Origin of the sequence: Sphingobacterium cavernae (assembly GCF_008520265.1) — a bacterium.
GTDB lineage: Bacteria > Bacteroidota > Bacteroidia > Sphingobacteriales > Sphingobacteriaceae > Sphingobacterium > Sphingobacterium cavernae.
In genome coordinates this window covers 15,721-38,617 of the sequence record NZ_VIQM01000045.1, presented here as the reverse complement: position 1 = coordinate 38,617, position 22,897 = coordinate 15,721, and the positions used below count along the sequence as shown (strand labels likewise).

Annotated in this window: 16 protein-coding genes and 1 pseudogene; 11 read left to right on the top strand and 6 right to left on the bottom strand. The window is 36.1% G+C overall.

Going from position 1 to position 22,897, the window contains the following annotated elements:
• Positions 1–125 precede the first annotated feature (125 nt).
• Positions 126–1,546 (bottom strand): annotated as a pseudogene (locus FLS47_RS09330) (IS1634 family transposase); the annotation flags it as partial.
• 169 nt (positions 1,547–1,715) lie between these two features.
• On the opposite strand from FLS47_RS09330, the gene FLS47_RS09325 reads away from it, so the two are divergent.
• The gene (locus FLS47_RS09325) at positions 1,716–2,018 is read left to right on the top strand and encodes a nicotinate-nicotinamide nucleotide adenylyltransferase (RefSeq protein ID WP_223225208.1); all 303 of its coding nucleotides are present in this window, start codon (positions 1,716–1,718) and stop codon (positions 2,016–2,018) included.
• Positions 2,019–2,052: 34 nt separating this feature from the next.
• Here FLS47_RS09325 and FLS47_RS09320 read toward each other — a convergent pair whose 3' ends face one another.
• Genes FLS47_RS09320 through kduI form a run of 3 tightly spaced genes read right to left on the bottom strand, consistent with a single transcriptional unit; the run spans position 2,053 to position 4,792 of the window.
• A complete protein-coding gene (locus tag FLS47_RS09320) occupies positions 2,053–2,823 on the bottom strand; it encodes an SDR family oxidoreductase (RefSeq protein ID WP_149914102.1) in 771 nt (256 codons plus the stop codon).
• Positions 2,824–2,825: 2 nt separating this feature from the next.
• The gene (locus FLS47_RS09315) at positions 2,826–3,947 is read right to left on the bottom strand and encodes a DUF4861 family protein (protein ID WP_149914101.1); all 1,122 of its coding nucleotides are present in this window, start codon (positions 3,945–3,947) and stop codon (positions 2,826–2,828) included.
• Positions 3,947–4,792 (bottom strand): 5-dehydro-4-deoxy-D-glucuronate isomerase, encoded by an 846-nt coding sequence (gene kduI / locus FLS47_RS09310; protein WP_149914100.1) that lies wholly within the window; start codon positions 4,790–4,792, stop codon positions 3,947–3,949. The genes FLS47_RS09315 and kduI overlap by 1 nt, the downstream gene beginning before the upstream one ends.
• A 171-nt stretch (positions 4,793–4,963) precedes the next feature.
• On the opposite strand from kduI, the gene FLS47_RS09305 reads away from it, so the two are divergent.
• On the top strand, positions 4,964–5,152 hold the full coding sequence (locus FLS47_RS09305; RefSeq protein ID WP_149914099.1) for a CsbD family protein: 189 nt from the start codon (positions 4,964–4,966) through the stop codon (positions 5,150–5,152).
• Between the two features lie 45 nt (positions 5,153–5,197).
• On the opposite strand, the gene FLS47_RS09300 is transcribed toward FLS47_RS09305, so the two are convergent.
• The gene (locus FLS47_RS09300; RefSeq protein WP_149914098.1) at positions 5,198–7,108 is read right to left on the bottom strand and encodes a RagB/SusD family nutrient uptake outer membrane protein; all 1,911 of its coding nucleotides are present in this window, start codon (positions 7,106–7,108) and stop codon (positions 5,198–5,200) included.
• A gap of 70 nt (positions 7,109–7,178) precedes the next feature.
• The gene (locus FLS47_RS09295) at positions 7,179–10,454 is read right to left on the bottom strand and encodes a SusC/RagA family TonB-linked outer membrane protein (RefSeq protein ID WP_223225207.1); all 3,276 of its coding nucleotides are present in this window, start codon (positions 10,452–10,454) and stop codon (positions 7,179–7,181) included.
• Between the two features lie 617 nt (positions 10,455–11,071).
• On the opposite strand from FLS47_RS09295, the gene surE reads away from it, so the two are divergent.
• The 9 genes from surE (at position 11,072) to FLS47_RS09250 (ending at position 22,882) form a co-directional block, all read left to right on the top strand.
• Positions 11,072–11,851 (top strand): 5'/3'-nucleotidase SurE, encoded by a 780-nt coding sequence (gene surE, locus FLS47_RS09290; protein ID WP_149914097.1) that lies wholly within the window; start codon positions 11,072–11,074, stop codon positions 11,849–11,851.
• Positions 11,851–12,114, top strand: a complete 264-nt coding sequence (locus FLS47_RS09285) for a hypothetical protein (protein ID WP_149914096.1) — start codon at positions 11,851–11,853, stop codon at positions 12,112–12,114. Before surE ends, FLS47_RS09285 begins: the two co-directional genes overlap by 1 nt.
• Positions 12,115–12,201: 87 nt before the next feature.
• Positions 12,202–13,077 carry a menaquinone biosynthesis family protein gene (locus FLS47_RS09280; protein WP_149914095.1) on the top strand — a complete coding sequence of 292 codons (876 nt, stop codon included), beginning with the start codon at positions 12,202–12,204 and terminating at the stop codon, positions 13,075–13,077.
• 123 nt (positions 13,078–13,200) lie between these two features.
• Positions 13,201–16,482, top strand: a complete 3,282-nt coding sequence (gene secA, locus FLS47_RS09275) for a preprotein translocase subunit SecA (protein WP_149914094.1) — start codon at positions 13,201–13,203, stop codon at positions 16,480–16,482.
• A 38-nt stretch (positions 16,483–16,520) separates the two neighbouring features.
• Positions 16,521–16,979, top strand: a complete 459-nt coding sequence (locus FLS47_RS09270) for an SPOR domain-containing protein (RefSeq protein WP_223225206.1) — start codon at positions 16,521–16,523, stop codon at positions 16,977–16,979.
• Between the two features lie 12 nt (positions 16,980–16,991).
• Entirely contained in the window at positions 16,992–18,182 is a 1,191-nt protein-coding gene (locus tag FLS47_RS09265) for a M20 metallopeptidase family protein (protein ID WP_149914093.1), read from the top strand.
• A gap of 6 nt (positions 18,183–18,188) precedes the next feature.
• Positions 18,189–18,749: a thiamine pyrophosphokinase gene (locus FLS47_RS09260; RefSeq protein WP_149914092.1), complete on the top strand. Its 561-nt coding sequence runs from the start codon at positions 18,189–18,191 to the stop codon at positions 18,747–18,749.
• Between the two features lies 1 nt (position 18,750).
• Entirely contained in the window at positions 18,751–19,236 is a 486-nt protein-coding gene (locus tag FLS47_RS09255) for a GNAT family N-acetyltransferase (RefSeq protein ID WP_149914091.1), read from the top strand.
• A gap of 448 nt (positions 19,237–19,684) precedes the next feature.
• Positions 19,685–22,882, top strand: coding sequence for a SusC/RagA family TonB-linked outer membrane protein (locus FLS47_RS09250; protein ID WP_149914090.1), 3,198 nt, complete (start codon positions 19,685–19,687; stop codon positions 22,880–22,882).
• Positions 22,883–22,897 lie beyond the last annotated feature (15 nt).

Sequence of the window (22,897 nt, the reverse complement as noted above, 5' to 3'; positions counted from 1 at the left end):
TAACTGTTCTAGGGCTAGGTCCTTCATGGACTCAAAATCAAAATCGCTTTCCTTAATACTCATAATTACTATGTCAAAAATAATACTTCTGTTTATTATCCTTGACACAGTTTATTTTACAGTCTCTCAGCAGGTTCAATTTTGTTTTTTAATCGCGCATCTGTTATTTTTTTGCATTCGTGTATAAAGCTCTTTATTGATGTTTCCGTTTTTAACTCTATATGCTTAGAACTGAATAAAGCGATGAAACAAATTAGCACATGGAATTTTATTGGTTCTTCCTTATAATGGATAATTGGCCTAGTTTGTAAATCACTTTTAGTAATTCTAAATGCTTGTTCTACTCGGTATAATTCGCGATATCTCTCAATAATCATCTGATTACTAACTTGAGACTCTTTCAAATTAGTGTAATAACCCTTAACACCTAATAATTTTATTGTCTTATCAATAAGTCCTTGATTGAGTTCTAACTTTTCACCCGTTGCTTTAGTAAACTTTAGTTTTTTACTTTTTCCTGGATTTGCAATTAAATAGTTTGCCTTTTCGATTTGCTTTTCCATCTCATATTTATCTTTTCGGTAACGTAGGGAGGAATAACTGCAAATTAAGTCTCCATTCTCGGTCTTTATTCGAATGCTTTGACCGTCTTTTCGCACTAGTGATTTGTTAATGTCTTCTAGTAAGTTAGTTGAAAGGTTGCGTAGTCGAGCACCTACAATAAAGTTGATACCCTTCAGATTCAGCTGATTACTATTATGATGGCTAATCATAGCTGCATCAGCAACAACCGTAAATGATTTCACATTATATTTAGAAATAAACTTCTCGATCATGGGTATGAAGGTGTGTCCTTCAAAAGTGTTGCCTGGGAATACATCATAAGCAACTGGAATTCCTTCTTTGGTGACCATTAATCCAATAAGAATCTGAGGTTGTTGCGACTTACTATCCTTTGAAAAACCATTTTTACGTAGATCATCCGATTCAAAAGTTTCAAAATATAAAGTAGTTACATCATAAAAAACTAGATTATAATCAAATAAATAATGTTTCTGCGCAAATTTAACAGCAATTGTCTCAACTTTAGATTTTAAGGATAACCAAAGTGGTGCAGATTCATAATATCGCTGTCGATGATACTTTATACCAAAATATTCTTCTATTAAACTTACCGAACGAAGTTTAGAGGCTGGCTCTAGCATCCTAATAATTACTAAATCCAATAAAAATGGATTCTGTATTTTATCAAATCCTATAGAAATGAATAACTTATGAATTAATTCATAAACAAAACCATAATAAATACCTAAGAATTCAGTCTGTTTAACATTTATGATATAGTTAGAATTAACATCCTGATAAAGAAATAGCTGACTACTAAATTTCTTTATGAAATCTTGAGCTAAGGTGATCAATTTTTTAGTTCATCTGCATCTCTAGCTGTGCCAATGTGCCGAACAATAACACGTTTACGATTCTTGATTTCATAAACTTGTACAGATGTCGACCCTTTACTATACTTAATTTGCCTGATTTTAAGCATTTATTACACTTTAGGTCAGCAAAATACGATTTTTAAATAATTAAAAACAACATTATCAGCAACTTATAAAGTTACCAAAATTAGACCGGACAAGTCGGGAAAACTACGTGCAAGCAATATAGAGTTCAATTTACCGCAACCATCTTATACTATCGATACGCTGGTTTATTTGCAAGAGAAGTATCCGAATAATGATTTTGTCTTGATAATGGGAGAAGATAATCTTGCCGGTTTGCTAAAATGGAAAAATGCAGATATCATACTTCGTGATTATCGCATCATCGTATATCCAAGACCTGGATATGATGGTGGAGACTTAAAAAATCATCCTTCGGTGACAATGACAGATACGCCCGTGATGGAATTGTCTTCAACATTCGTTCGCAAAGCGATTAAAGAAAATAAAAATATTAAGTTTTTTATACCGGATAAGGTGTTAGAATTTATCGACAAAAAGGGATTATATTTATAATAAGAAAGACTGAGCATGGGCTCAGTCTTTCTTATTATCTCCCCATCCAACCACCATCGACGGTTAGAATCGTGCCATGTACATAATCTGAAGCTTTAGAAGCCAAGAATACTGCTGGACCTTTAAAATCTTCAGGCTCACCCCATCTTCCTGCCGGAATACGACCTAGAATCGACGCTGAGCGTTCAGGGTCATCACGTAAAGCTTCTGTATTATCTGTTGCAATATAACCTGGTGCAATAGCATTTACATTAACACCTTTGGACGCCCATTCGTTGGCAAATGCTTTAGTCAAAGAACCTATAGCGCCTTTGGACGCTGCGTAACCTGGAACAGTGATACCGCCTTGGAATGTTAACAATGAAGCTGTAAAAACAATTTTTCCACTTCCACGTGAAATCATGTCTCTTCCAATTTCGCGTGTCAAAATGAATTGTGCATTTTGATTGATTTCTATGATTTCATCCCAATATTCATCTGGATGTTCAGCCGCAGGTTTGCGTAATATATTCCCAGCGTTGTTGAATAAAATGTCAATCACAGGATGATCTTTTTTTACTTGCGCTATAAAGGCGTATAAAGAATTTCTTTTTGAAAAATCACATTGATACGCATAGAATTTGCAACCTAAAGATTCTATGGATTTCTGTACAACAGAACCTTCCAATTCTAGGGTTGCAGAAACACCAATAATATCTGCGCCAGCTTCTGCTAAAGCTTCTGCTAAAGCTTTTCCGATTCCTCTTTTGCATCCAGTCACGATCGCGACTTTTCCGCTAAGGTCAAAAGAATTTATAATAGACATGTTTATTTCAATTTTACTTTTAAAGGTTTACGAATTTGTTCAGCATAATCTTCCACCGCATCTTCCCATTGATCAAAAGAAGTAATTTTTCCAGCTTTATCCCATGCAGCACCATTGTAATAAACAAATGGTTTGTTATTGGTGATTTCTGTTTTTACTAAAAATTGCTTCTCATGCGAATCAATATATTGTACTTTTTGATTGGTAAGAATTAAAGCCGTCCCAGTTCGACCTGCATTATTTATATTGGGTTCCCAGTATACCAAAGTTTTATCTTCTTTATCAAATTCTACCTCTGGCTTGCTTTCATTTCTTTTTGCTAGACCAACTACAACTGGTGTTTTGTTTGCCTGTTTATTATTGAAATCGATTGCAATTTTATTGAAATTTTGCCCCGCATCTATGCTTATTGTTTTGCTAAATGAAATTTCTTGACCTTCGATAGTTTGTGGTTCAAAACCAAGCTTAAATGTTGTGCGTAATGGACCGTTATCCAATATCTGGTGCGTTCTATAATGCTTCGTAAACTGAATCGTATTGTTGTGGTATAATGCAATGTCTCCAGCACCTAAAGTCTGCCCTACAGAATAATAATCTAATCCCTCACCGTGGTCTTTGTGGTAATCATCTCCTTTGTACCATTTGTTTATCACTAAATTTTCAGTGCGCTTAGCCCAATAATCCATTCCTTGTGCATCTTCTGAAGTACCTTCCAGTGTTTTGCCGTACATGCGAAAAGCCACAACATCATTTTCCCAAGCATAATCATCTTTACGTTCAGGAACATAGCGCGCATAAGTTTTAGACGAATATGCTGGTGCCTTGACTTTTGAGACAATAAGATCAAGCTTTCCTTCGGAAGAAATAGGGATTTGGATAAGCACATTCTGTGCTTTATTCGTTCCCAATTTTTCCAATTGATGCAAATAGATCTTTCCAGATGATTTGTCCTTAACAGTGAATACCGTATCTACGCCAAAATGTTTACTGAATTTGGAGAAAGGAATACTTATCAATTCTACTCTGTTTTCATCCGAAGGATTAGATATTACAATCTTCTTTTGGGCAACAGCAGAACCGACAAGTGCAGTCGAAAATACGATATAACAAATTAACTTTTTCATTATTTCAAGTCTGTAATTGCAGATTTGTCCATGTCGTCGTAATCCATATTTTCGCCAGCCATACCCCAAATAAAGGTATAATTACTTGTACCAGCACCTGAGTGAATAGACCATGGTGGCGAGATTACTGCTTGCTCGTTATGCATCCAAATGTGGCGTGTTTCATCCACAGGGCCCATAAAATGTGAAACAGCCTGCCCTTCTGGTACTTCAAAATAGAAATACACTTCCATACGGCGATCATGTGTATGCGAAGGCATCGTATTCCACACAGAACCAGTTTTCAATTCTGTCATACCCATTTGCAACTGACAAGTTTGTATCACAGTATGCAACAGCATTTGGTTAATTGTACGGTGATTGGCAGTTTCTAATGTGCCTAATTCTAATTTGTTCGCTTCTGCTTTTGTTACTTTTTTTGTGGGATAACTGTGGTGCGCTGGAGTCGAGTTTAGATAAAACTTTGCGGGTGATTGTGAATTTTCGCTGCTAAAAAAAACTTCTTTAGCGCCTTTTCCTATGTAAAGGGCTTCTTTGTTTTTCAATTCATAAACTTCTCCATCTACCTCCACCTGACCACTACCGCCTACATTTATAATTCCTAATTCACGTCTAGATAAGAAATAAGGCTCTTTTAAAAGCGGTTCTATGGTTTCTAATTTTACTTTTTTATTTACAGGAAAAGCTCCTCCCGCCATATAACGGTCATAGTGGGTATACACAAAATGAATGTCATCTTCGGTAAATAATTTTTCAATTAGAAAATTTTCGCGAAGTCCTTTTGTGTCCAAATTTTTATACTCATTAGGACCAATAGCATATCTAGATTCGAATGTCATACTAATTATTTTTTAATCTTGGTTATTACTTTAAAATTAGACCTTTACTTTGAAGAAAACCAATACCATTTCTAAATCCAGCATTTGCAACGATTTCGTAACAGATTTGTGACAAACTAGTGTTCGTTTGTGTTGTTCTTTTAATAAGATAATTCAAAAACACTAAAACACACAACTATGGATAAGTTAGATTTAAAAGGAAAGTGGAATGAATGGAAGGGTAAAGTAAAGCAAGAATATGCTGAACTTACAGATGATGATTTGAAATACGAAGAAGGTAAGGACGATGAATTATTGGGTCGCCTTCAACAAAAATTAGGTAAAGCTCGTGAAGAAGTAGTAGACTGGTTAAAAGGTTTAGGTTAATTTACGAATATCAATAATAAACCCCTCATTTGAGGGGTTTATTATTTACTGTGGATATCCAGGATTTTGTTTTAATAAATTATTCTTGTTTAATTCATCTCTGTGCAAAGGCCTGAAATATAAATTATTGTTCCAAGATCTATTCTCTTGTGAGTTGTCAACTACAGGTGTATACGTATAATCATATACAGTAGGGTCATGACGATAAGGTAATGTCATTGTTTTACCTGGCTTAAATTTCCCAGTTACTTTGATGTAAGTTACCTTTCTACCAACAGTCTCGGCTGCAATTAACCATCTACGTACATCATGATAGCGGTGTTCTTCATAAGCCATTTCTATTCTACGTTCGTGTCTATAGATTTCTCTTAATTGGTTTTGATCTGTTGTCGTAACCGCTGGCATACCCGCTCTGAATCTAATTTTATTTAACCAATCTCTAGCTACAGTAGTTTCGCCAAGTTCGATACTTGCTTCTACGTAATTTAATACCGCTTCGGTATACCTAAAGAAAGGCCAAGGGATTAATTGGAAGCTATTTGCGTCTACAATATTTGGATCGGGATCGATGAATTTGTGATAATAATACCCCGTCCAGCTACCATTCCAGCTTTCAATACTTCCACCTCTTGTATCAATTCCTGGTATAGTTTTTAAACCATCCTTTGGATCTATAATATCATACATTCCCGTTTGAATTCGATTAGTAGTATCCCCTGCTTCTGGAGAAATTCGATTTCTTGGCTTCCATTTGGCACCATCGTAAAGTACAGTTGCATAAAATCGAGGATCTCTATTTTTATATGGATCAGCCTTGTGTTGAGGATTATTCCAACTAAAAGTTGTTCCATCTACCATTTGATAATCATCAACAAGGAGTCCTATTGGTGTATTTCCTGCCCAATTTTTGTATCCGTTAGGCCCGTTATGGAGACCATGAGTAGAAGATGCTTCAGCAATAAAATATTTAGCGTATATTAATTCCGAAGCAGCAGCAGGATCTATATTAGGAGCTTTACTTCCACCACCCATTGCTATACTTTTGTAATTATTTTGTCCTTCTGTTGCACTTACAGGAGCAATTAAATCCAATTTATAACCTAAAGATGCATCCATTACAGCTTTAGCTGCTGCTTGCGCGGCTCTATAACGCTCTTGTTGATTTCCAGATGTATATGCTAAAATTGGCATCATATCGTCTGAAATGGTAGGTACTTTTGCTTTTAGTTTTGTAGATACATGTTGATCACTAGCTGCATATAGTAACACTCTCGCTTTTACGGCTAAAGCGGCCAAAGCTGTTGCACGACCTTTTTCCATGCTTTTACCGTTAAGAAATTTATAGGCTTCTTCACAGTCTTTAAGAATAAAATTCACACATTCTTCATATGTATTTCTTGCCAAATTCATATCGTCTGTAATGGTATACACTTTATCAACTAGAGGAATACCGCCATAATAGCGTAATAGTTGTTGATAGTAATATGCTCTCAAAAAGTGTACTTGACCAAGCATTTTTTCTTTTAAATCTTGATCTGTGATTTTGTTATCTGCACTGTTTAGTTGTTGAATAGCTACATTACAAAATCTGATGTATATATACATTCTTCCCCATGCCCAAGTGCCGTGTACCCATCCAAGTGAAGTAGGATTCGAGGCTCCACTATTAACTATATCAATTCCTCGCCCTGGATGTGTAAACATAGCTTCATCTGAGACAGATGCAAGCATTTGTTCGCTAAACCCTCCTTGTTCAAATCCATTATAAATATCATTAATATAAGCTTGAGCAGTGAGTGCATCATTCCATACTATATCCGCCACCAATTGGTTTGGTGGAGTTACATTCATAAAATCAGTATTGCACGATTGCAGTGCTAAAACTGTTGCTGTCGCAACAAACAGTTTTCTTGTATATATAGCTGATTTGGAGGTAATAGATGATTGTATTTTCATCAATTTTAACCTCCTAAATATTTCGCTTAAATTTGTGTTTTTCATCTTTAATAAATTTATAGGTTAACGATTAGAGGGTTGCCTTTAATCCGAAATTGATGACTTTGGCCTGAGGATAATATTGACCACTGTTATTGGTTGATTCAGGATCCCATATTTTTATTTTGTCAAATGTGAATAAGTTGATGCCATTCATATATACTCTTAATCCTTTTACACCGATTTTATTGGTAATTTCCGGATTTATTGTATAGCCAAGCTCAATATTTTTTAACCTTAAATAATTGTTGTTTTTCACCCAGTATGTATTGTTTAGGGCTTTACTTCCATCTTGATAATATGCAGTATTTCTGTTACTCAAACGTGGGAATACATCACTTGGGTTATCTATACTCCAACGATTCTGATAAGACCAATCGAGGTAATTACCTATATCACCAGATTCGGTAATTCCAATCATTTGTAAACCACCTGTAGCACCTTGCATCAAGACTGTTAAATCAAAACCTTTGTATGCAGCGTTTAGATTTAAACCTCCAGTAAAAGTAGGGGTGCTATTTTTGTCCATACGTACTAAATCATCACCATTTATTTTACCATCATTGTTGTAATCAACAAATTTCATATCCCCTGGCCTTAAATCTGCACCCCCTGTTACTGCGCTATAATCTAATGTATTTGCATTTACTGCTGCTATATCCTTAAATACACCATCATATTGATACAACAACCATGCACCAGTAACTCTTCCTGTAGCGCGTTGCCATTCTGGAGCTCCGGGGATTTCATCAAAAAATATAACTTTATTTTTAGCATATCCACCATTTAAACCGACTCCAAATGTGAAATCATTAATGTTATTTTGGTAATTTAGACTAAACTCATAACCTGCATTTTTAACTTTTCCAATATTTTCTGGAGGCAAATTTGCTGAGGGAATTCCTGTACTCTCTGGTACAGACGCTAGTCTTTGAGCAAGAATATTTGATCTTTGGTTATAAAAATAATCAAATGTAAACGTGAACTTATTATTCAGGAAAGTTGCATCAAGTCCTACGTTGGTATTATTTGCCACTTCCCAAGTGAAATTTTCATTCGGTACGTTAGCCTCCCAAAGTGTTTTTACGACTTCATCATTGAATACTCCAGAACCTGTATTCATTAACGTAAAGAATTTAAATTCCTGTAAAGCATCGTTATAATAAGCCTCAGCTCCCATTTGACCCCAAGAACCTCTGATTTTTAAGTTGTTTATAAATTGCACATTATCACGGAAGAAGTCTTCTTTCGACAATACCCAACCAACTGATACTCCTGGAAAGAAACCGAATCTTCTATCTTCAGGAAAGATATAAGATCCATCCACGCGCCACAAGAATTCAGCCAGGTATTTTTCTTGGTAATTATAATTGGCCCTTCCAAAATAACTTAGCCTAGCACGTGTGAATATATCATTAACACCAATTGTTTGTTCTTTATTTTCACCAAATGATAATTCAGGAATTAATGTTGATAAGAAATAACGCCTAAATGCATTAAAACCACTGCTTTTATCTGTTTCTCTGGTAACACCAGCCAAAAGTGAAAGAGTATGGTTATCGTTAATTACTTTATCATATGTGACCATTCCCGTAAGGTTTATGCCTAAACGGTTTGCCATTGTTTCTGATAATCGTGCATCAGTAAAGGGAGAGCTTATTGATCCCGTCAGACTTGGGGTTCCATCATCCAGTAAAGTGGATTTGTCCCAACTATATAATGTCCATGGTGTACGCCAGTTTTTACCTCTTTTCCAAGATTTATCCAAAGCAGCCGATCCTGTTACTTTCAAACCTTCTACACCAGGAATTTTGAAATCAATTTTACCCGTTGTTTGTAAATAATCATCAATAGTTTTATTGAAACCCGTTAGGTCTGTCGTGGAAACTACTGGGTTATATCCATACTCAATTGCTGGACCAGGTTCGCCATTTGGCCAAAAAGCAGGCTCATTAGGTCGACCACGCATTAAAAATCTAAAAATATCACCTGCACCAACTGTAGGAAAGTTACGATCTTCTTCTCTTCCGAGTATGTTAATTGTCGCCGTAAGGTAATCATTGATTTTACTCTCAATATTTAACCTTAAATCATATTGGTTATAGTATGTGGCGGACTTTTTATAGAACGCATCTTGATTTGTATAACCTAAAGACGCTAAATATGTTGTATTCTCCCCGCCACCATTGATTTGAATATTATGTCTTTGTTGTGGAGACCAGTTTTTCATTACTTCATCAAACCAGTCTGTATTCGGATACCTATATGGATCAGAGCCATCCTTAAATTTTTCAATTTCATCCGGGGTGAATGCAGCATTAATAGTCCCATCTTTATCAGTTCTGATATATGAACCTGTTGTTTTTAAGCCATTCCACGCAGCATCCCAATATTGCGGATCAAGGTCTGTACCAAAAATTCTAAGTTCATTTAATATTTCAGCATACTCTGGTGATCCAGCCATTTTTGGGGTTCTTGTTGGACGCTGAAGGCCATAAAATGCATCATATGAAAGCTGTGGCTTACCCGATTTACCTTGTTTAGTAGTTATCAAAATTACACCATTACCGGCTCGAGAACCATAAATTGCAGCAGATGCATCTTTTAATACCGAAACACTTTCTATATCGTTAGGATTAATACGGTCAATTCCCCCCGCTCTACTTGGCACACCATCAATTACGATAAGAGGGCTAGAGTTACCACCCGCTAATGAATTGATACCACGAATTCGAATGTTTGATCCATCATATCCTGGTTCTCCACTGCTTTGCATAGCGGTTACTCCTGGAAGTCTACCTGCTAGTCCGTTAGACAAATTAACTGATGATGATTTTGCTAGTTCATCTCCTTTTACTGCAGTTACAGCTCCTGATACAACTGATTTTTTCTGCGTTCCATAACCAACAACAATAACTTCGTCAATATTTTCACTTTCCGAGTTTAGATTAGCGTTGATAGTCAGTCGTCCATCTACATTCTCTGTTAATGGAGTCATACCTATCATAGAAAATGTTATTTGCCCATTTTTAGGCACATTTTTAAGTTCGTATTGACCGTTTATATTTGTAGTGGTAGCAATAGATGTACCGGAGATGGAGACGGTTACTCCAGCAATAGGTTGATTTGTTGTTAGATTTCTAACTACGCCCTTAACATTGATTGTTTCTTGCGGAGAATGGGTTTTTAAAGATTCGTTGGAATTTGCATAGCCATTATTTGTTGCTGATAGTAAGCAACACATGACTGCGCTAGAAATCCATACAAACCTTTTAAATCCTTCAGGTGGATTTAAATAAGTCATCATAAAGTAATTAAAAGTTTAAATTAAATTGATTATCTAGATTGATTATTATCAATCTTATTGTTTAGATTTTTTGATTTCAATAGATAAATATAGAAAATTAAATTTTAATTTTCGTTATACGATGTAATAATTAATATAAAACTTAAATGTTTTCTTCGGTTTCATAGGTTTTTTAGTTGTTAGATTTTAACTGTTTTCCACATATTGGAAACGAAATAGTTAATGATTTGTTTGAAAATAAATCGTGTTTTTTGTTATATTCCTGTAGGAAAGGGGTTTAAATTTAATTTAATCAATTGATGATTAGTATTAGGCTAAAACTATTAAGCCTATTATTAGTAAAACATAAAAATAGATAGGGTAAATTTTATAAAATTTAATGTCAAATTCGTTTGCAACAAATTGTTAATGGATTACAATAATGATCTCGTATTTAATAGCAAGGTTAATAATGTTGAGAACTATTGATTAAAGGATTATGATATTACATATCAAACTATTACTCTTAGGTTAAAAGTAATATGAGCATTATCTTTTATATTTTTTAAAAAGTATTAAATTGATCAATTATATTATTCCAGAAATAACAAATTATATTTATTCCCTAACTTTACACTATGGCAAATGAAAAACCGACAATCTTAGTTGTCAACGATGATGGGATAACAGCACCAGGAATAAAGGTGTTGCTAGAAGAAATGCAAAAGTTGGGCAATGTGGTAGTGGTAGCTCCTGATGGGCCACAATCTGGAATGGGCCACGCGATTACAATTGGAAAACCATTACGTCTAGATAAAATCGAACTGTACGACGGCATAGAAATGTACAAATGCTCGGGCACTCCTGTTGACTGTGTAAAGTTAGCAGTAGATCGCATCTTCAAAGATAAGAAACCTGACCTATGTGTATCTGGAATCAATCACGGTTTGAATTATTCTATCAATGTATTGTATTCTGGGACGATGTCTGCTGCGGTTGAAGGTGCTATTGAAGGTATTCCATCAATAGGTTTTTCACTGGATGATTTTTCTCATGCTGCTGATTTTTCGCATACGCGTTCGTATGTATCTAGTATTGCTGAGCAGGTCTTGAAAAATGGATTACCAAAAGGAACATTATTGAATGTAAACTTTCCGCATATCGAAAAAGGTATACAAGGTGTCAAAATCTGTAGACAAGCTAATGGCAATTGGGTGGAAGAATTTGAATACCGTGTAGATCCGCATCACCGTGATTATTACTGGATGACAGGTCGCTACGATTGGGTTGATCGTGGAGAAGATACGGATGTGCACGCCATAAATAATGGTTATGCTTCTATCGTACCGACGCAATTCGATATGACGGCACATCATGCTATTCCTGAGTTGAATTCTTGGTCTTTTGATGTGAAATAATGCAAAAAGACTCTTTGTTAGCAGGAGTAGTTATTGGTGCATTAGCACCACTTGTTGCGTATTTGGTTATGAACTATACGACACTACAACAATCCTCTTTTCCTGATAAACCTATCGCTTTTTATATCCTAGCGGTGGTTATTAATTTAATTATTGTTCGTTTCGGTTATCGTGCAGGTAAGGTCTCACAATCTAAAGGAGTAGTTTTAATTACGTTCTTAGCGATGCTGTTTTTGATTGTCGCAACGAAGTTGAAAATTTAAGATTCTATTTATCCTGAGTACCGTATAGAAATTTTTAATAGACGCTTCATTCTATCGACGGAATGACAAAATATAAAGTATAATACGATGAAATTAAGTTTAGGTTTTTCACCTTGCCCCAATGATACGTTTATTTTCGATGCGCTAATTCATCATAAAATCGATACAGAAGGTTTAGATTTCAACGTAGAGTATCATGATGTCGAAACTTTAAACCAAAAAGCTTTTAATAAAGAGTTAGCTATTACCAAACTAAGTTATCATGCTTTTGCTTATGCAGTAAAAGATTACGAGTTGTTGGATGCTGGTTCTGCTTTGGGATTTGGTGTAGGTCCGTTATTAATAACAAAAAATCAAGAATTAGCCGAAAAGCTTTCTTCTTACGCAGGACAAAATCTTCCTGAAGAATTTCAACATCTTAAAATAGGTATTCCTGGAAAATATACAACAGCAAATTTCTTATTGGGCTTGGTTTATCCGGGTTTGCAGAATAAAGAAATTTTAGTTTTCTCAAATATTGAATCGGCTTTATTGAGCGGAGATATTGATTTGGGATTAATTATTCATGAAAATCGTTTCACATACCAAGATAAAGGACTATTTAAGGTAATTGATCTCGGAGAGTTCTGGGAAAGGACGACAGAAAGTCCGATTCCTTTGGGCGGTATTGTCATACGAAGAGATTTACCGAAAGAAATAAAAGAAAAAGTAAATCGCTTAATCCGTCAAAGTGTAGAATATGCATTTGCAAATCCAAAATCAGGAATTGACTACATCCGTTTTCATGCCCAAGAAATGGAAGAATCGGTAATGTACAAACATATTGAATTGTATGTAAATCAATATTCAGTTGATTTGGGGGATTTGGGTAGAAAAGCAATAGAGTCCATGTTTAGTAAAGCACAGGACTTAAATATTGTACCTAAAACCGAAAAAAATATATTTTTAATAGGAAATGATTAAAAATCTACTGTAACATTGAAAGTTATCATTTCGAATAATTAAATTTGCCCGACTAGTGCCAAAATGTCCTGTATAAGAGTTTGGATTCAATTTTGCGCATGTGAAAAGAGATAAAATAAAATTATGTTAAAATTCTTAAGTAAATTATTTGGTAGCAAGTCAGAACGTGATATCAAATCTATACAACCGATAGTTGAAAAGATTAAAGGTGAATATAGTAAGCTAACCAATTTGTCACATGACGAGCTTCGTGCTAAAACAATTGAATTCAAAAGCCGTATCCAGGAATATTTAAAAGAAATTGACGCCGAAATCGCTGAATTGAAAACTAAAGCAGATGATAATGCTGTAGATATTTCAGAAAAAACAGAGGTTTACGAGAAAATAGATAAATTAAATAAAGATCGTGATAAAAAGCTTGAGGAGGTATTAGCGGATATCTTACCTGAAGCTTTTGCTGTGGTAAAAGAAACTGCACGTCGTTTTACTGAAAATCCAGTATTGGAAGTGACGGCTAATGACTTTGATAGAGAATTAGCTGCGCGCAAAGCAAATGTGAAAATCGTTGGAGAAAAATCGCAGTGGGCTAATAAATGGTTGGCTGCAGGCAACGAGGTGACATGGAATATGGTTCACTATGATGTACAGTTGATTGGTGGTATCGTATTGCATCAAGGTAAAATTGCTGAGATGATGACGGGTGAGGGTAAAACTTTAGTTGGAACACTACCTACTTACCTAAATGCATTGTCTGGACAAGGTGTTCACATTGTAACGGTGAATGATTACTTAGCAAAGCGTGACTCCGAGTGGAATGCGCCATTGTTCGAATTCCATGGACTTTCGGTAGATTGTATTGATAAACATCAACCAAATTCTCCGCAACGTCGTAAAGCATACAAGTCAGACATTGTTTACGGTACAAACAACGAATTTGGTTTTGATTATTTGCGCGACAACATGACGCAAACGCCAGATGCGATGGTGCAACGTAAATTGCACTTTGCAATGATCGATGAGGTGGATTCGGTATTGATCGATGACGCGCGTACACCGTTGATTATCTCTGGTCCTATTCCGATGGGAGACCAACACGAGTTTTACCAATTAAAACCACGTATCGAAAGATTAGTAAATGCACAAAAAGCATACGTAAATACAGTATTTAATGAAGCGAAAAAAGCAATTCTTTCGGGTGATACAGATCCAGAAAAAGGTGGATTAGCATTAATTCGTGCATATAGAGGTTTACCTAAAAATAAAGCGTTGATTAAATTCTTAAGTGAAAATAATCACCGTCAAATTTTACAAAAAGTAGAAAACTTCTACATGGCTGAGCAAAACCGTCAAATGCCAAAAGCGGACAAAGAGCTTTTCTTTGTTATTGACGAGAAAAACAACCAAGTGGAGTTGACAGAAAAAGGTATTGAACTTATCACTGCACAAGGCGAAGATCCAAGCTTCTTCATTTTACCTGATGTAGGTAGTGAAATTGCCGAGATTGAAAATTCGGATGCTCCATTAGAAGAAAAGGCAGCTCGCAAGGATGAGTTGTTGCGCGATTACTCGGTGAAAGCGGAACGTATTCACTCGATCAATCAATTATTGAAAGCGTATACGCTATTCGAAAAAGATGATCAATACATTGTTGACGAAGGCAAAGTTAAAATCGTAGATGAGCAGACGGGTCGTATTATGGACGGTCGTCGTTATTCGGATGGTCTTCACCAAGCTATCGAAGCGAAAGAAAATGTAAAAGTAGAAGACGCTACACAAACATATGCTACTGTTACGTTGCAAAACTACTTCCGTATGTACCACAAGTTAGCAGGTATGACAGGTACTGCGTCTACAGAAGCTGGTGAGCTTTGGGAAATTTACAAGCTAGACGTAGTGGATATCCCTACGAATAGAGGTATCGCACGCGAAGACAAGCAAGATTATATCTACCGTACAGCACGTGAGAAATATAATGCAGTAGCTCAAGAGATTCAAACATTAACTGAAGCTGGTCGTCCGGTTTTAGTTGGTACGACTTCGGTTGAGATTTCGGAGTTATTGAGCCGTATGTTGAAATTACGTGGTATCAAACACAACGTGTTGAACGCGAAATTACACCAACGTGAGGCCGAGATTGTTGCAGAAGCTGGTCAACCAGGTCAAGTGACTATTGCGACTAACATGGCTGGTCGTGGTACGGATATTAAATTGACAGAGGAAGTAATCAAAGCTGGTGGTTTAGCGATTATCGGTACAGAGCGTCACGAATCTCGCCGTGTTGACCGTCAGTTACGTGGTCGAGCAGGTCGTCAAGGTGATCCTGGATCGTCTCAATTCTTCGTTTCGTTAGAAGATCCATTGATGCGTTTATTTGCATCAGAGCGTATTTCCAACATCATGGTGAAAATGGGTGTGGAAGATGGCGAAGTGATGCAACACAGTATGTTGACAAAATCAATCGAACGCGCGCAACGTAAAGTCGAAGAAAATAACTTTGGTATTCGTAAGCGTTTGTTGGAATATGATGATGTGATGAACTCGCAACGTAATGTGATTTATACAAAACGTAAGAATGCTTTATTTGGTGAGCGTCTGGATGTAGATTTGAACAATACCATTTACGATGTAGTTGAAGATATCGTCATTTCATCAAAAGAAGATGGTTCATTTGATGAATTCCAAATTGAAGTAATTCGCATTTTCTCTGTTGACCCAGCAATCACCGCAGAAGAATTTACCTCATCAAGTGCTGATGCATTGACGGAGAAACTGTTCACGCAGATATTTACACATTATCAAAATAAAGCTAAAAACGTAGCAGCGCAAACATTACCAGTGTTGAAAAATGTTTTAGCTGAGCGTGGTGAAATGGTGGAAAATATCGTCGTTCCTTTTTCAGATGGAATTCGTGGTATTCAAGTTTCTACAAACTTGAAAAAAGCGGTAGAATCCGAAGGAGCAGATGTTTTTAGATCTTTTGAAAAAGGCATAGTTCTTGCTTTAATTGATGAAGCTTGGAAAGAGCATTTACGCGAGATGGATGACTTAAAACAGTCAGTTCAGAATGCTGTTTATGAGCAAAAAGATCCAATCATTATTTATAAAATGGAAGCTTTCAACTTGTTTAAAACGATGTTGGCTTCTATGAATAAGGATATTGTGAGTTTCTTGTTCAAAGCGGATATACCAGGTCAGCAACAACCTCAAAACATTGAAGAGGCTAAGCCAATCCCTGCACAACCGTTAAATTTGAAAGAAACTAAAGAAGATTTGGATTCTCCAACAGGAGTTTCTGAAGAAGATATAGCAGTAACACAACCTATACGCAAAGAGCAAACTGTCGGTAGAAATGACGAATGTCCTTGTGGTTCAGGATTGAAATATAAAAATTGTCACGGTAAATAAGTCGGGACAATTTTAAGATAAAAGAGTAAAAAACAGAGATGTTGTACAAAAAGGGATTGATTTTATTAGGTGCTGTTTGCTTGTTTTTTATACAGGCTAAAGGACAAGATAATAATGGGTTGGAGATTCAAAAGGATTCACTCATTACCTTGTTGCAGAATTTTAGAGCAGCTCATGAAATCAATCCTACAACACCTCGTCTTATTAGCTTAGGAACAAAAGTAGTTGATAAGGCAAAAGCTACGCGAGTGAAGCGAAAAGGCTTTAGGGTGCAGATTTATGCTGGATCTAATCGTAGCGAAGCATATGCTATTCAGGCACGATTCAAAAATCAATATGCTGATATGGATACTTATATTTCGTATTCAGAACCTAATTATAGGGTCAAAGTCGGTGATTTTAGAAGTAGAGCGCAAGCAAACGAATTTATGAATACTATCCGTTCCCAATACAGAAGTGTCTTTGTTTTCCAAGAAGATATTTGGGTCTGGGAATAATCAACTTACATTATGGCCAATATTAAGAGTAAGATTCAACAGTTGGCAAAGGAATTCTTTTCTGAGACGGTAGAAATTCGTCGCCACCTTCATCGTAATCCTGAACTTTCTTTCGAAGAACACAATACTTCTGTATTTGTAAAAGCATCATTAGGTAAATTAGGAATACCTTATCAATCTATGGCAAATACGGGTGTAGTCGGCTTGATTACAGGTGATTTGCCCTCAGACAAAGTAATTGCTTTGCGGGCAGACATGGATGCTTTGCCTATTACAGAGGTAGAAGGACGCTCATATGGTTCTCAAAATGTAGGCGTAATGCATGCTTGCGGACATGATGTGCACACATCGTCGTTGCTGGGGGTTGCCAAAATATTGAACGAGTTGAGATCCCAATTCGGCGGTCAAATAAAATTAATATTTCAGCCGGGAGAAGAAAGATTGCCAGGCGGTGCTTCGATAATGATTAAAGAAGGTGTTTTGGAGAATCCTACGCCTCAGGCTGTTTTCGGGCAGCATGTCATGCCCTTTATAGAAGTTGGTAAAGTTGGATTTCGCTCAGGTCAATACATGGCTTCGTGTGACGAATTGTTTATGACAGTGCGTGGCAAGGGTGGTCATGGTGCGCAGCCGCATCAAAATATAGACCCAATTGCGATTACAGCGCAGATAATATCAGCATTACAACAAGTGGTAAGCCGATTTGCAGACCCTCGTATTCCTACGGTTCTATCGTGGGGAAAAATCATTGGAAATGGTGCAACGAATATCATTCCAGATGAAGTGTATTTGGAAGGAACTTTCCGTACATTCAATGAAGAATGGCGGGCTCAGGCACACGAGAAGATGGTAAAAATTGCTGTCGGAATAGCTGAAAGTATGGATGCTACCTGTGATTTTGAAGTGAGAAAGGGCTATCCTTATTTGGTAAATGAGCCAGCGACAACAGCCTTAGCGCGTGAAGCTGCGGTAGAATATTTGGGAGAGGAGAATGTAGTTGAATTGGATTTATGGCCTGCGGCAGAAGATTTTTCATACTATTCCCAAGTTGCGAATGCATGTTTCTATCGTCTAGGGACAGGAAATCAATCAAAAGGTATCCAATCTGCGGTTCATACGCCGACATTTGATATTGATGAAGATGCTTTAGAATTAAGTATAGGTTTAATGTCTTATATCGCTATTTCAAAACTTACAAAATAAAGTTTCATGTCATCGCACCATATTGTTCGTGAAAATCAGGAACCTGCTTTATTGGTAGAAAATTTTCATGCCTTGTCGGAGGAATATTTGGGGCAAATTTTGGAATGGTCGCCGACAATTATTACAACGGAGGATAACATAGATTTCTTTTTGGCTGAAGATACAAAGGTTGACTTTCTATATGCACATGCTATCGATTCTTCGCAAGAAGAAATAAAGCTGATTACCCCAAAGACAACTTTCTTAAGAGACAGCTTGGATTATTTGATTGCCAATAATTACAAAGCCGTTAATATTTTTTCTATGTCCTTAGAGGCTTCTTTCTTAGAATATGCACATCACATAAATATTGTTGCTTTCGTGGAAGGGATTCGCTATGTCTTGATCCAATCTCACTATGAGAAATGGAAAGTAAAAGGGCAAAAAATGTATATCAACGTCTCTGAAATCAAATCATTTAATGGGTTGAAGTTTTTGCAGGATAATGTTTTTGAAGTGGACCACGATGGTTTTGTTGTGTTAGAAATGAATACCGATAATTTTGTTTTTGTTGGAGAAGAAATATAACATGTTTAGTATTCGTCGGGCAAATTTAGCGGAAGCAGAAATCATTCATCAATTAGCTCATCAGATTTATTACCCAACTTATACAGGTATATTATCTGATGATCAAATGAAATTTATGTTGGAAAGAAGTTACTCGGTTCAGGCTCTTCAGGAGAGCATGCAAACCGATCAAGACTTTTATCTAGCTTTTGACAAGAAGAGCACAGTTGGGTTTATGGCATTAAAGGATAAAGATGAGGATATATTACGCATAGAAAAGCTGTATCTATTACCACAAACTCAAGGTAAAGGTTTTGGGAAAGAATTAATTTCCTGTGCAATAGCGAAAGCTAAATTAAAAAATAAAGAGAGAGTACAGCTAAATGTTAACCGTGGAAATAAGGCTTATTATTTCTATTTAAAGATGGGCTTTACCGTTGTACAAGAAATCGATATTCCCTATTTCGATTATATTTTGGACGATTACGTTATGGAAATACATCTATAATATTGTTACAAAAATTTTGAAGTTTTAAATATAATCTCTACATTAGATTATTAACCAAATTATAAACAATAACAACAAACTTTTTTAAAGGTATTTCTACTGATTGTAAACATAAAATATAACGCTTAAATCAATAAGTGTCATTTTAACAATTATTTAGTTCTATACAGCTGTCTAGGTTTAATTATGCCTAGGAATTTTTGTTTTATTATAATAAGTGTCATTATAACACTAATTATAATTGCTCATGATTAGAATTCTGCCTGTGTAGAATAGTAAATAGTACAAAACAATTTAGGTATTACTAATCAGTATTAAAATAGCGATAAAAGTTTTTTGGAGAGATTATTATGAACGATAGCTAAAAGACTTTCTTGAACAGGGAAACTAGGTTTTCTACTCATTCCTTTCTTTATCATTTTAATTACCAATTATAAAAACATTACTAATGAATGGATTACGACTTATATTTATCACAATTATCTTAAGCGCGATCTCAACACTAAATAGTATTGCACAAGACATAAAGGTCAAAGGTGTGGTACGAGATACAACGGGAGGGATACCCAGTGTATCTATCAAAGTGAGAGGAGCGACGATATTGACATTATTATCTGATGGGTTTGGGCGTTTTGAATTTAATTCTAAAAAAGAAGCCCAAGTAGACTTTCAATCGGTGGGGTTTAAAACAGCCACTATTAATCTTGCAAGTCAATCAATAAACTCAAACAATGAGATTCTATTAGACATTTTCTTAGAAAAGATTGAGTCTGAGATTGAAGAAGTAACAGTAACAGGTTTTGGTGGAACGCAAAAGAAAGCAAGTTTGGTAAGTGCTATTACCACTGTGAATGTTAAGGAGCTAAAAACAGCTTCTTCAAATCTTACAAATGCTTTGGCTGGTCGGGTGGCTGGTATGATTGCTTTTCAAAGCAGTGGCGAACCTGGACTTGGGACAGATAATTCCACTTTTTACATTCGCGGACTTTCTACATTTGGTACAGGAAAACAAGATCCTTTGATTTTAATTGACGGTGTGGAGTCTTCTCCGACCGATATGGCTCGTCTTCAACCAGATGATATTTCTGATTTTTCGGTTTTAAAAGATGCAGCAGCAGCCTCTGTATATGGTGCACGTGGTGCAAATGGTGTTATTTTGATTAACACTAAAATGGGTATGGATGGCGCCCCAAAATTTAATTTTCGCGTAGAAAATAGAATTTCATCAAATACCAAGAATTTTGAATTCGCAGATAACATTACTTATATGCGAATGGCAAATGAAGCTGCACTAACCCGTACGCCAAACGGCATAGAGCCTTATTCGCAAAATAAAATCTTTAGCACTATGGATGGTGAAGACCCTTATTTATTCCCGAGTAATAATTGGCTATCGATGTTGGTCAAAGATTATACAAACAATCAGGGGTACAACTTAAATATTTCAGGAGGAACTACACGTGGTAGATATTATATCGCTGGTACTTTCAATCGAGATAACGGAGTGCTTAAGGTAGAACCTCTAAACAACTTTAACAGTAACATTAAGCTGAATAATTATTCTTTGCGTGTGAATGTTGATTTCAATGTTACGAAAACAACCACAGCTATTGTAAGGATGTATGGACAGTTTGATGATTACATAGGACCAATGGGCGGTGGAGCAGCTACATTTGATAATGCATTAAATGCCAATCCAGTGATGTTTCCTTCTATTTATCCAGCAGATAAACTACCTTTTATCGAACACCCATTATTTGGTTCTAGCCAAACACGCAATACGGATTTGTCTTTGAGTTCTACCATGTATATGAATCCATATGCTGAAATGGTGCGAGGCTATCAGACCTATAAAACTTCCAATATGCAACCTCAAATCGAGATTAAGCAAGATTTGAATGGTATAACGGAAGGTTTATCACTTCGTGGGATGGGTTATTTGAGAAGATACGCTTATATGTCTGCTAGCAGAAGTTATCAACCATTCTTCTACGAAGCGATTGTAAATTCTCAAGATGGTACCTACAATCTAAAAGCATTAAATGATGGTTCAGCAACAGCATTGCAGCCAACAGGAACGGAATACTTAAGTTATGCGCCGCCGACACGTGATGTGGACTCTAGAATTTGGTTAGAAGGAACACTTAACTATAATAGAACTTTTGCAGAGAAACATGCGGTAAGCGGTATGCTAGTATCTTATATCTCCAGTTATGAATCTGCTATTGGTAATCAAGTTGGTTTGGTGGAAACATTACCCAGTCGTAATGCAGGTGTCTCAGGTCGTTTTACGTATGGATTAAAGGATCGTTATTTAGCGGAATTCAATTTTGGGTATAATGGTTCAGAACGTTTTGATGCAAACCACCGTTGGGGCTTCTTCCCTTCATTTGGTTTAGGATATAGACTTTCAGAAGAACCTTTCTTTGAACCTATACGCTCTGTAATAAGTAATTTCAAACTTAGAGGAACCTATGGTTTGGTGGGTAATGATGCTATTGGTAGTAATGCGGATAGATTCTTTTACTTATCCAATGTGAATCTTAATAATGGTAACTATGGATCTTCTTTTGGTAGAGATGATGGTGCACCACGTTACACCCGTCCTGGTGTGTCTATCTCACGTTATGCTAATCCAAATATCACTTGGGAGCTTTCGAAGCAATTAAATTTAGGTTTGGATATGAGCATCGGTAGAGGTATAGACATTATCGTAGATGCATTTAGCCAAAAAAGATCAAATATCCTACAACCAGTTTCGGGTATTGATAATGCGTCTGGATTAATGGCAACACCTTGGTCAAATTATGGTCGAGTAAATACGAAAGGTCTTGACTTGTCTGTAAATTATAGAAAGAACTTTTCAGAAGACTTTTGGATGGATGCACGCGGAACTTTTACCTATGCGACATCTGAAATTGTAAAAGTAGACGAATTACCGTATTCAGGAAATCTTTCACACCTTGGACGCAAAGGGTATTCTATTAATCAAGCATGGGGATATATCGCAGAGCGTTTATTTATTGATAATGAAGAAGTCGCTAACTCACCAGTACAGTTTGGTGATATTGGTTTGCTTGCGGGAGATATCAAATACAGAGATATTACAAAAGATGGTTTGGTGAACGGCGATGATATGGTGCCAATTGGTTATCCTACAGAACCGGAAGTATTATTTGGCTTTGGCTCAAGCTTCGGATTTAAAAATTTTGATCTCGGATTTTTCTTCCAAGGTGCTACCCAATATTCATTCTTTATTAATTCTAGCCAAATTCAACCCTTTTATTCTAATGGAGGTAGACAAACAGGCTTGCTAAAAGTAATAGCTGATGATTATTGGTCTGAGACAAATCAAGATTCCTATGCTTTTTATCCAAGATTAAGTACCTGGAGGGTTGGTCCTAATAATCAAACCTCTACTTGGTGGATGCGTAATGGTGGATTCTTACGATTGAAAAGTGTCGATATTGGCTATAATATCAAATCATTAGAACGATTTAAGATTAGTAATGCGCGTGTGTATTTGTCAGGCTCAAATCTGTTTTTGTTAAGCAACTTCAAGTTGTGGGATGTTGAGATGCGAGGTAATGGATTAGGTTATCCACTACAGTCTGTATACAATATTGGTATTCAAATTAATTTATAACTCTATTAATTGAAA

Bases quoted from the DNA above. Each gene is read 5' to 3' on its own strand.
- FLS47_RS09320 (WP_149914102.1), bottom strand. From the start codon at position 2,823: ATGTCTATTATAAATTCTTTTGACCTTAGCGGAAAAGTCGCGATCGTG.
- FLS47_RS09315 (WP_149914101.1), bottom strand. From the start codon at position 3,947: ATGAAAAAGTTAATTTGTTATATCGTATTTTCGACTGCACTTGTCGGT.
- FLS47_RS09305 (WP_149914099.1), top strand. From the start codon at position 4,964: ATGGATAAGTTAGATTTAAAAGGAAAGTGGAATGAATGGAAGGGTAAA.
- FLS47_RS09300 (WP_149914098.1), bottom strand. From the start codon at position 7,108: ATGAAAATACAATCATCTATTACCTCCAAATCAGCTATATATACAAGA.
- FLS47_RS09295 (WP_223225207.1), bottom strand. From the start codon at position 10,454: ATGATGACTTATTTAAATCCACCTGAAGGATTTAAAAGGTTTGTATGG.
- surE (WP_149914097.1), top strand. From the start codon at position 11,072: ATGGCAAATGAAAAACCGACAATCTTAGTTGTCAACGATGATGGGATA.
- FLS47_RS09285 (WP_149914096.1), top strand. From the start codon at position 11,851: ATGCAAAAAGACTCTTTGTTAGCAGGAGTAGTTATTGGTGCATTAGCA.
- FLS47_RS09280 (WP_149914095.1), top strand. From the start codon at position 12,202: ATGAAATTAAGTTTAGGTTTTTCACCTTGCCCCAATGATACGTTTATT.
- secA (WP_149914094.1), top strand. From the start codon at position 13,201: ATGTTAAAATTCTTAAGTAAATTATTTGGTAGCAAGTCAGAACGTGAT.
- FLS47_RS09270 (WP_223225206.1), top strand. From the start codon at position 16,521: ATGTTGTACAAAAAGGGATTGATTTTATTAGGTGCTGTTTGCTTGTTT.
- FLS47_RS09265 (WP_149914093.1), top strand. From the start codon at position 16,992: ATGGCCAATATTAAGAGTAAGATTCAACAGTTGGCAAAGGAATTCTTT.
- FLS47_RS09260 (WP_149914092.1), top strand. From the start codon at position 18,189: ATGTCATCGCACCATATTGTTCGTGAAAATCAGGAACCTGCTTTATTG.
- FLS47_RS09255 (WP_149914091.1), top strand. From the start codon at position 18,751: ATGTTTAGTATTCGTCGGGCAAATTTAGCGGAAGCAGAAATCATTCAT.
- FLS47_RS09250 (WP_149914090.1), top strand. From the start codon at position 19,685: ATGAATGGATTACGACTTATATTTATCACAATTATCTTAAGCGCGATC.